7 protein-coding genes and 2 pseudogenes are annotated in these 9,673 nt (G+C 74.1%); 2 read left to right on the top strand and 7 right to left on the bottom strand.

The window, feature by feature from the left end:
• Positions 1–508: pseudogene (locus tag AB0K09_RS23600) on the bottom strand (hypothetical protein); the annotation flags it as partial.
• Positions 509–515: 7 nt separating this feature from the next.
• Positions 516–2,858 (bottom strand): FHA domain-containing protein, encoded by a 2,343-nt coding sequence (locus AB0K09_RS23595; protein ID WP_366067366.1) that lies wholly within the window; start codon positions 2,856–2,858, stop codon positions 516–518.
• A gap of 79 nt (positions 2,859–2,937) precedes the next feature.
• Between AB0K09_RS23595 and AB0K09_RS23590 the strand changes: the two genes are divergently transcribed.
• Positions 2,938–3,354 carry a gamma-glutamylcyclotransferase family protein gene (locus AB0K09_RS23590; RefSeq protein WP_366067365.1) on the top strand — a complete coding sequence of 139 codons (417 nt, stop codon included), beginning with the start codon at positions 2,938–2,940 and terminating at the stop codon, positions 3,352–3,354.
• Between the two features lie 6 nt (positions 3,355–3,360).
• Here the strand turns inward: AB0K09_RS23590 and AB0K09_RS23585 are convergent, their stop codons facing one another.
• From AB0K09_RS23585 to AB0K09_RS23565, 5 genes are all read right to left on the bottom strand, one after another.
• A complete protein-coding gene (locus AB0K09_RS23585; RefSeq protein WP_366067364.1) occupies positions 3,361–4,257 on the bottom strand; it encodes a DMT family transporter in 897 nt (298 codons plus the stop codon).
• Positions 4,258–4,475: 218 nt separating this feature from the next.
• A complete protein-coding gene (locus AB0K09_RS23580) occupies positions 4,476–5,558 on the bottom strand; it encodes a hypothetical protein (protein ID WP_366067363.1) in 1,083 nt (360 codons plus the stop codon).
• Positions 5,559–5,717: 159 nt separating this feature from the next.
• Positions 5,718–6,275: a hypothetical protein gene (locus AB0K09_RS23575; RefSeq protein WP_366067362.1), complete on the bottom strand. Its 558-nt coding sequence runs from the start codon at positions 6,273–6,275 to the stop codon at positions 5,718–5,720.
• Positions 6,276–6,379: 104 nt separating this feature from the next.
• Positions 6,380–8,578, bottom strand: a complete 2,199-nt coding sequence (locus AB0K09_RS23570; RefSeq protein ID WP_366067361.1) for a SpoIIE family protein phosphatase — start codon at positions 8,576–8,578, stop codon at positions 6,380–6,382.
• Between the two features lie 47 nt (positions 8,579–8,625).
• The gene (locus AB0K09_RS23565) at positions 8,626–9,153 is read right to left on the bottom strand and encodes a DUF4142 domain-containing protein (protein WP_366067360.1); all 528 of its coding nucleotides are present in this window, start codon (positions 9,151–9,153) and stop codon (positions 8,626–8,628) included.
• A gap of 165 nt (positions 9,154–9,318) precedes the next feature.
• Between AB0K09_RS23565 and AB0K09_RS23560 the strand changes: the two are divergent.
• Positions 9,319–9,673: pseudogene (locus AB0K09_RS23560) on the top strand (hypothetical protein); the annotation flags it as partial.

Raw genomic sequence — 9,673 nt, 5'->3', positions numbered from 1 at the left:
GCGGCCGGCCGGCGGATCCCGCGTCCCCGGGGTGGGAGGCCGCGTAGGTCTCCATGGCGGTGCCGTCGCAGTAGCACCAGCGGTCGTGCTCGGCGTCGTACAGCCAGATCGCGTCCCCCTCGATCACGGCGCCCACGCGCAGCCCGTGCGTCGTCCGGGCGAAGGTCTCGCCGTCGGTGCGTCCGGCGGCGACGTCCTCCACCGCCTGCCGGTAGTGGCCGAGGCTCTCCTCCACGCGCGCCAGCAGCCTGCGCGCGTCGGCGGTGCGGGCGAGGGGCGCGCCGGGGGGCGGCGGGGTGCGTGGGACGGAGATCAGCAGCCGGGCGTCGACCCAGGCCGACCAGCCGTTGGAGCAGAGCACGCGGCCCCAGTCGCCCCGGCGGTCGAGCAGCTGGACGGGCAGCAGCGGGTCGAGCGGTTCGGTGGGGGTGGCGGCGTCCGGGGCCGCCCAGGTGGGCAGGCCGTGGCCGGGCACCACATGGGTGGGGGCGAAGCCGTCGGCGGTCATGGGCGGCTCACTTCCGCATGACCGACGGCTCGTGGCGGCGCAGCAGCCGCGCGACCAGGATGCCGAGGACGGCCGACAGCACCACCATCATGGCCAGGTCCAGCAGCCAGATGCCGAAGGAGTGGTGGAACAGCGGGTCGGCGGTCAGGTCGCCCGGCACGATGTGGTGCAGATCGATGGTCCCGGCCATGGCGGCCAGGGCCCAGCGCGAGGGCACCAGCCACGACAGCTGGTTCAGTCCGAGGACGCCGTGGAGCTGGAGCTGGGCGCCGCAGAAGACGACCTGGACGATGGCGAGGAACACCAGCAGCGGCATGGTGACCTCTTCCTTGCGCACCAGCGCCGACACCAGCAGGCCGAGCATCATGGCGGTGAACGACAGCAGGGCGACGGCCAGCGTGATCTCGGCCAGCGGTGCCATGACCACCCCCTTGCCGCCGGGGGCGGCGAGATCCACGCCGGCGAGGGCCACCAGGGTCAGCACGATCGCCTGGGCGATCGTGATCATGCCCAGGACGAGGACCTTGGACATCACATAGGCGGATCTGGACAGGCCGACGACGCGCTCCCGCCGGTAGATCACCCGTTCCTTGACGAGTTCGCGCACCGCGTTGGCCGCGCCGGTGAGCACTCCGCCGACGCACAGGACGAGCAGCGCCGGGGTGGCGGAGCTGTCGGTGAACTTCCCCTGGGCGAGGGCCCGGGTCATCGCGCCCATGACGAACGGCAGGGCGATCATGATGGCCAGGAAGGTGCGGTCCGAGGTGAGGGCGGCCACGTACCGGCGCATCAGGGTCCACAGCTGAGCGCCCCAGCTCTGGGCCTTGACGGGCTCCGGCGGGGCGGCGGGCGCTGCGGGCGCGGCCGGCCCCGGCTGCTCGCCGGAGGCCGCGATGTACTGCCGGTACTGCGGCGAGGCGCGGTACTGCCCCGCCCAGTCGCGGTCCCTGTCGTTCTCGAACGCCTCGAAGGCCTCGGGCCACTGCTCGAAGCCGAAGTAGCCGAGGGACTCGCGGGGCGGCCCGTAGTAGGCGGTCCGTCCGCCCGGGGCGAGGACGAGCAGCCGGTCGCAGACGTCGAGGCTCAGGACGCTGTGGGTGACCACGATGACCGTGCGGCCGTCGTCGGCCAGTTCGCGCAGCATGGTCATCACCGAGCGGTCCATGCCCGGGTCGAGGCCGGAGGTGGGCTCGTCGAGGAAGAGCAGGGAGGGTTTCGTCAGCAGCTCCAGGGCGACGCTGACGCGCTTGCGCTGGCCTCCGGAGAGGCTGTGGATGGGCTGGCCCGCGCGCTGTTCGAGGCCCAGTTCCCCGATCACCTGCTCGACCCGCGCCTGCCGCTCGGCGGCGGCGGTGTCGCCGGGGAAGCGCAGTTCGGCAGCGTAGCGCAGGGCCCGGCGCACGGTGAGCTGTGCGTGCAGGATGTCGTCCTGCGGCACGAGTCCGATGCGGGAGCGCAGCTCGGCGTAGTCCCGGTACAGGTCGCGGCCGTCGTACAGGACGGTGCCCCGGTCGGCCGGGCGCAGTCCGGTCAGCGCGTTGAGGAGCGTGGACTTGCCGGCGCCGCTGGGTCCGACCACCGCGAGCAGGCACTTGGCGCCGACGGGGAAGGTGACGTCGTCCAGCAGCGTCTTGCGGCCCCGGTCGACGCTCACGGACAGGTCCTGGACGTCGAGCGAGACCTCGCCGGTGTCGACGAACTCCTGCAACTGGTCGCCGACCAGGCAGAACGCGGAGTGACCGATGCCGACGATGTCGCCCGGCAGCACGGGGTGGCGCTCGACGCGGGTGCCGTTGAGGAAGGTGCCGTTGTGGCTGCCGAGGTCCACGATCTCGTAGCCGCCGTCGGCCGTCCGGCGCAGCTCGGCGTGGTGCCGGGAGGCGATCAGGTCGTCGACGAGGAGGTCGTTGTCGGCGCCGCGGCCGATGCGCACGGTGTCGGACGGCAGGGCGCGGACGGACGTGGGCCGGCTGAACGTACCGGTGGCCTCCGGGTGGAAGACGGCGGACGGGCGGTCCGCCGCGGGCGGCCGGACGTCGGTGACGACGGCGGCGGGGCCGTCGTCGGCGTTGCCGAAGCGGATCACGCTGCCCGGCCCGACGTCGACCGAGCGGACCCGGTGTCCCTCGGCGTAGGTCCCGTTGGTGCTGCCGGTGTCCTCCAGCGTCCAGTGGTCCTCGACAGCGTGCAACACGGCATGGTGCCAGGAGACCCGCGCGTCGCGCAGGACGATGTCGCTGGAAGGATCGCGCCCCACGTGGTAGGTGCGGGCCGGACTCATCACCTGGGAGCCGCCGTCGGCCTCGACGACGAGTTCGGGGGCGGAGGGCGCGAGCGACCGCTCTCCCATACCTAAGATTTTACGGCGCGCCCTCCCCGGCCGCCCGTCGGCGGAGGGCCCGGGGACACGACGGCGGAAGGGCAGGTGCATGACCACGCGGCGGCTTCCCTTCTTCGTCTACGGCACGCTGCGGCCGGGGCGGTGCAACCACGACGTGTTCCTGCGGGGCCGCACCGCGGCCGAGGTGCCGGCGCGCATGCGGGGCGCGGTGCTGTACGAGGGCCCGGGCTACCCGTACGCGGTGGCCGCGCCCCCGGAGGAGGAGGTCCGCGGCGAACTGATCACCGTGGCGGAGGGCTGGTACGACGCGGTGCTCGCGGCCCTGGACGAGCTGGAGGAGCACCGGCCCGGCGATCCGCGCAGCCTGTACGACCGGGTGGCGCGCGAGGTGCTGCCGGAGGGGGGCGCTCCGGTACGGGCGTGGGTCTACCTGGCGGCGGAGCGGGTGGCGCACGGCCTGCGGACGGCGGGCACACGCGTACCGGGCGGCGACTGGCCGGGGTGAGGGCGGTTAGGCCGCGTCGCGGACCGGCCGGTCCTCGGTGGTGGGCGCGGCTTCCTCGGCGTACCGCACGTGGGGCAGGACGGTCGTTCCCGCGACGACCAGCAGTACCCCGATCGCCTGCGGCAGCAGCCACCAGCCCGTGCGGACGTGCTCGCCGAAGACGAGCAGGCCCATGCAGAGGCTGACGGTCGCGTCGCCGAGGGTGAGGGCGGGCTGGGAGGCGACCAGCGGACCGGCCTGCATGGCGTTGGAGAGCAGGAACAGCGCGCCGGCGCCGGTCGCCGCGAAGGCGTAGGTCTGCCAGGAGGTGAAGAAGGCGACGGCTCCATGGCGGTCGAAGGCGGTGGCGGCGGACTTCATCAGAGCGGCGGTCAGGGCGTATCCGATCGCGGCCGCGGTGGCGAAGAGGGCCGCGCGGGCGCGGCCGTTGGGGCGGCGGAGGGCGGCGAGGACGCACAGCGTGGCCGCGCCGCCGGCCGCGATCAGCGTCAGGGCCCAGACGGCGAGGTCCACCGAGGGGTGGGTACCGGACGGCGCGGCGGCGGCGAGGAAGAGGGCGAGGCCGACGGCGACCATGGCCACGGCGCCCCAGCCGTAGGCCGGCAGCCGGCGGTGGAAGACGGCGCAGGCGATGAGCAGCGCGAAGGGCAGTTCGGCGACGAAGATGGGCTGGACCAGGGCCAGGGAGCCCAGGGTGAGGGCCAGGGCCTGGCAGACCGCGGCACAGATGATGGCCGCGATGCCGCCGAGCCAGACGGGGTTGTGCATCAGGGCGATCATCAGCCGGAAGCGGAAGGCGTCGTCCTGCGGCACCTCGCGGGCGGCCTTGCGCTGGAGGACGGTCGCCAACGCGTTGCTCACGGCCGCGAGCACGGCGAAGAGCACGGTCAGCACGGCCGTCACGGGCTCTCTCCTCCGGGGGCGCTGTGTTGCGGTGACGCGGTGTCAGCCCACGGTGGCAGACGCCCCGGCCGGTGGCGGTCCGCACCGCCGCTGCCGGGGCGCGGCGGCACACGTTCAGCTCTCGGGGGGTGCCGGGCTCGGCTTCGAGCACCAGCCGGGAAGCCCGTCGACGTCCGCCGGAAGGGGCGCACGTCAACGGCCTTCGGCCGCTCGCCCGGCTACTTGGCGCGGATGGCGAAGGGCAGCGGGCGGGAGAAGAAGGACTGGTCCGCGTTGCCCACGGTGATGCCCGCCTCGGCGTTCGTCACGTCGCGCGGGGCCAGCCGGTCGACGGCGATGCGCAGCCGGTAGACGACGGTGGCGCCCGGGGCGAGGGGCGCCTTGGCGACGGGGCGCAGGGCGGTGTTCATGCCCGGGTCGCAGCTGTTGGCCCGGAGCGGCACGCGGACCCAGCCGCGGCCGGACTGGTACTGCCGCAGATCGAGGTCCTTGGGGGCGAGGGCGTGGCTCTTGCCGGCGCCGTAGGCGTAGTACGAGGCGTTCAGGGCGGGGTAGGCGCGGTCGGTGGTGTTCTTGACGGTGAGCGTGAGGTCGCGGGCCGCTCCGCCGCGGGTGAGGGTGACGCCTTTCTGCCAGCCGCTGACCGTCACCCGGGGGCTGGTGGCCGTGGTGGTGCGGGCGGGGGCGCGGTAGGTGTGGCCGTGCCCGTCGGTGACGGAGGCGGCGACGGTGAGGGTGCCCGGCCGGTCGAGATCCTGCAGCCGCAGGGCGGTGGTCTGCGGGTGCCGGTCGTCGGCGTTCGTGGTGACCGGGAAGGTGAAGACGCCGTGCTGCGGCCAGCTCTCCTTGGAGGGCGTCGTCCTGAGGTCGAGCCAGCGGCGGGTCTTCGGCTCGTAGCGCTGCACCACCAGGGAGTCGGTGCTGAAGCCCTTGCTGCGGACGTCCAGCCGGACGGTGCCCTTGGTGACGGGTGTGCGCAGGGTGATGGCGGAGGAGGACCACAGGCCGATGGGCAGCTGGGCGGGCAGGCTCTGGGAGATCTTCTGGCCGGCCCTGCCGCTGGGCAGCACCGACGGGGTGTCGGCGGCGGCCGGGACGGCGGCCGCCGGGGACGCGGGGGCGGTGTCGCGCAGCGCTCCGCAACCGGGGGCGTTCCCGGCGGCGGGGGCGCCGGCCGTCGCGGCCTGTCCGGCGCCGGCTGCGCCCACGACGAGCGCCAGCCCGGCCGTCACCGCGGCCGCCGCTCTCACGGCCTGCCTCTTGGCCGCCGACGACCGCTGCTGTGCGACTGTTCGCGTCATTACGCCCCCGCAATCTGGGTTGATGTCCGTACGTCCGTGCGCTCTGGCCTCAGAGAGGGCCTTCCACAGCTGATGGTTCCCCTCCCGGCACGGAAATCCCACGTTTTTCGCGGCGGGGCGCACGGTTCACCATGGACCCTCTCCGGACCGGCCGCGGACTCACTCCAGACCGACGGCCGCCAGGGCCGTGGTCCAGTCCGTGGCGATGGCCCGGCGGGCCGCGTCGAGGCCCACGGTGCCCTTGCAGACGGCGGACTTGAGCCGGTTCTCGACGGTGTCCTTCTCGTAGGCGTCCTGGTCACCGTAGCGGGGTTCGGGCCACAGGTTCCGGGGGTCCCGGGGGGAGCCGCCGAGTTCGAGGGGGATGAGATGGTCCTCCTCGTAGTCCGAGGTGTCGGTGTCCTCGTAGCCGTACTCGGCGATCTGGCGGACCTTCAGCGGATTGGTGTAAGAGGTCGGCGGGCGCACGGTCCTGGTCCAGCCGGAGACGCAGATGGTGCTGCCGATGGTGGCCTGGGTGACGTCCGGGTTGTCGGCGCCGGGCTGGCAGGACGGGTCGGGCAGGGGCAGCCGGGCCTGGCTGCAGGTGGCCGTCAGCGCACGCGCCTCATGGGCCTGCGCGGGGCCGGCGGTGAGAGTGAACGTTCCTGCGGCGAGCGTCAGCGCGACGGCCGTGGCGGCGAGGCGCCGGGGGCGGTGTATCCGTGGGTGCGTCATGGGGGGCTCCGCGGTCGGGACCCGGGACGGTCCGGGTCGTCGTGGGCATGACACCACTTCGAACGGGCGAACGGGAGAGGCCGGGGGTGAACTCCCGGTGACCGTCAGGCGATCTTCGCGCCCGCCGCCGTTCCGGTCCCCGGCCCCGCGTCCGCCTCCGCCTCCGCCCCCGTATCTCCCTCCGTGTCCGCCTCCACCTCCGGCGGGAGCGCCTGCTCGGCCCAGATCGTCTTGCCGCCGGCCGTGAACCGGGTGCCCCAGCGCTCGGTGAGCTGCGCGACGAGCAGCAGCCCCCGGCCACCCTCGTCGTAGGTGCGGGCGCGGCGCAGCCGCGGGGAGGTACTGGTGCCGTCGGAGACCTCGCAGATCAGGGTGGCGTCGCGGATCAGGCGCAGCGCGATGGGCGGTGCGGCGTAGCGGATGGCGTTGGTGACCAGCTCGCTGACGACCAGTTCGGTGGTGAACGTCAGTTCGTCCAGCCCCCAGGTGGCCAGCTGCTCGGCCACGTACTTGCGGACGTCGGCCACGGCGGCGGGGTCGGCGGGCAGGTCCCAGCATCGGACGCGGGAGGGGTCCAGCCCCTGCGGCCGGGCCAGGAGCAGGGCCACGTCGTCGGTCCGGTGGGCGGGCAGCAGGGCGTCCAGGACACAGTCGCACGTCTCCTCCAGGGAGTCGGGAGGGGCGGCCAGCAGCCCTCGCAACCGTTCGGCCCCGGCGTCGAGGTCGTATTCCTCCCCTGCCAGGAGCCCGTCGGTGAAGAGCGCGAGGAGACAGCCGTCGGGCAGGTCGAACTGGCTGGCCTCGAAGGGCAGTCCGCCTACGCCCAGGGGCGGGCCGGCGGGCAGGTCGAGGTACTCGACGGTGCCGTCGGCGGACCGCAGGGCGGGGGCCGGGTGCCCGGCGCTGGCCAGGGAGCAGCGGCGGGAGACCGGGTTGTAGACGAGGTACAGGCAAGTGGCCACGAAGTCGCCGGCGGCCGGCCCGCCCCGCATCCGCGCGGCCTCGTGCCCGGTGTCCTCGCCGAGTTCCCGTCCGTGCTCCTGTCCGAGCTGGAGGACGAGGTCGTCGAGATGGGTGAGGAGTTCCTCCGGCGGCAGTTCGAGGTCGGCGAGCGTGCGGACGGCCGCGCGCAGCCGGCCCATGGTGGCGGTGGCCCGCAGGCCGTGGCCGACCACGTCTCCCACGACGAGGGCGACGCGCGCGCCGGACAGCGGGATGACGTCGAACCAGTCGCCGCCGACGCCGGCCTGCGTGCCGGCGGGCAGATAGCGGGAGGCGACCGCCACGGCCGTCCGCGCGGGCAGCCGGCTGGGCAGAAGTTCGCGCTGGAGGGTGAGCGCGATGGTGCGTTCCCGGACGTACCGGCGCGCGTTGTCGAGGCAGGTGGCCGCCCGTACGGCGATCTCCTCGGCGAGCAGCAGGTCGTCGTGGTCGAAGGGCTCGCGCTCGCCGTGGCGTACGAACGTGACGAGCCCGAGGGTGAGGTCGCGGGCGCGCAGCGGCGTGAGCAGCAGACCGCGTTCGGGGTCCCCGCCGAGGTCGGCCGGCAGGGCCCCGGCCGCCCACTCCCGCACGCCCGGTTCGCCGAGGTGCAGACAGACCGGCCGGCCGGCGGCCAGGGCGCGGGCGGGCGGCGAGTCCGCGGCGTATGCGCGGGTGCCGTCCGGCCCGTCGGCCGGTGCGTCCGGGTCGTCCTCGACCGACCGCTGTGCGGCGCGGCACAGGGTGACCGTGCCGTCGCCGGACGACGGGGGCGCCTCGCCCTGGATGACGCCGTCGAGCAGGTCGACGGTGACGGTGTCGGCGAACTTGCCGACGGTCGAGGCGGTCAGCTCGCGGGCGATGCGGTGGACGTCCAGCGTCGCGCCGATGCGGGTGCTGGTGTCGTTGACGAGCACCAGCCGGTGCCGCGCGCGGTACTGCGGCGTGATGTCGAGCGCCCGCAGCGCCACCCCGCACACCTCGCCGGCGTCGTCACGCAGGGGCGTGAAGAAGGTGGCCCAGCCGCGGCGGCGGCGCTCGCCGGGCGCGCGGAAGTAGGAGTCGGTGCGGACGGGCTCGCCCGTACGCAGGACGCGGGCGGCCGTCTCCTCGTACTCGTCGAACGGCGGGTACGGGTGCACGTCGGCCAGCCGCAGGCCCAGCATCCGCTCCAGGGGCTTGCCGGCCAGGCGGACCATCTCCTCGTTCGCGTCCACCAGACGGTTGTCGCGGTCGAAGACGGAGGTGGCGATGGGCGACTGGTCGAACGCCCGCTCCCGGAACGAGGCGGCCGGGGCGGGCCGGTCAGCGGGGAGGTTCATGGCGGTCCGCCTCGGTCCGGCTCCTTCGTTCGGAGGGTGGCCGCAGGTCAGCGGCGGTGGCGGGTGGCGGCCATGCAGTCACGCACCATCTCCAGGTGCCGGGCGACGACGGGCCGCGCCGACGTCGCCGCCTTGCGCACGTCCGCGTCCTCGCCGTGGGCGATCTCCTCGTCGATCAGCTTCAGGGCTCCGGCGTGCCCCGCCTCCTGGGCCTTGAGCCAGGCGCGGTCGTACCGCCGGCTGTGCGCCTTGCGGTGGATCCGCTTCAGGTCCCGCCGCTGCTCCTCGCTGACGTCCCGGGGCAGGGACACGTCGAAGCGGTGCGCGAGGTCCTTGACGCCGTCGTCCAGCTTCCGGTGGTCGCGGACGAGGACCCGGCCGACCTCCTTCACGCAACGGGCCACGCCACCGTGGCGGGAGTCACGCCCGGCCGCGATCTCGGCCAGGTTGCCCTGGTGGATCTTCTTCAGGAAGGCGTCGTCGTGCCCCTGCCCGGTGGCGAGCGCCGTGCCGGGGGACGCTCCGGCCAGCGCGAGGGCCAGCAGCGCGGTCGTCACCCGGTGTCGCGTACGCATCGTGACGTGCTCCGTTCCTCGTTCAGATGATTGTCCGAGAGGATGACTGCCCTTCGGGACTCCGCCGGTCGCCCCCCGGACCGCCGGAGTCCCCCTGATGGAGCAGCCGGGCGGACGGATGCGACAGTGGTCGGGCCCGACGGGCGAGGCGATAGGGGAGGTGGCATGACCGGCCGGTCGGCGGTCGCGCACCCGCGACGACGGGGGCGGCGGCTGCCCGCACTGCTGACGGAGGAACGGCCCCGGCCGGAGCGGATACGCGCCCGGCCCGGCGCGTGGCGGCTCGCGGTGGGCACCGTGTGCCTGGGCGCCTTCCTGGGTCAGCTCGACGCCAGCATCGTCACCCTGACGTACGGCGGCCTGCGGAGCGAGTTCCATGCCTCGCTCGCCGCCGTCGAGTGGGTCTCGCTGGCGTATCTGCTGACCCTGGGACCCGCGCCGGGCCGACCGACGTGCCGGGCTCCTGCGGAAGGCCATCCAGCAGGGGGAGAGCCGGCTTGCCGAGCGCGCCGCCGACCAA

It is taken from the genome of Streptomyces sp. NPDC049577 (assembly GCF_040675635.1).
GTDB lineage: Bacteria > Actinomycetota > Actinomycetes > Streptomycetales > Streptomycetaceae > Streptomyces.
This window is presented reverse-complemented; position numbering and strand designations above follow the sequence as displayed.

Excerpts from the sequence above, each read along its gene's own strand:
- AB0K09_RS23575 (WP_366067362.1), bottom strand. The coding sequence starts at position 6,275 with ATGACGCACCCACGGATACACCGCCCCCGGCGCCTCGCCGCCACGGCC.
- AB0K09_RS23595 (WP_366067366.1), bottom strand. The coding sequence starts at position 2,858 with ATGGGAGAGCGGTCGCTCGCGCCCTCCGCCCCCGAACTCGTCGTCGAG.
- AB0K09_RS23590 (WP_366067365.1), top strand. The coding sequence starts at position 2,938 with ATGACCACGCGGCGGCTTCCCTTCTTCGTCTACGGCACGCTGCGGCCG.
- AB0K09_RS23580 (WP_366067363.1), bottom strand. The coding sequence starts at position 5,558 with ATGACGCGAACAGTCGCACAGCAGCGGTCGTCGGCGGCCAAGAGGCAG.
- AB0K09_RS23565 (WP_366067360.1), bottom strand. The coding sequence starts at position 9,153 with ATGCGTACGCGACACCGGGTGACGACCGCGCTGCTGGCCCTCGCGCTG.
- AB0K09_RS23570 (WP_366067361.1), bottom strand. The coding sequence starts at position 8,578 with ATGAACCTCCCCGCTGACCGGCCCGCCCCGGCCGCCTCGTTCCGGGAG.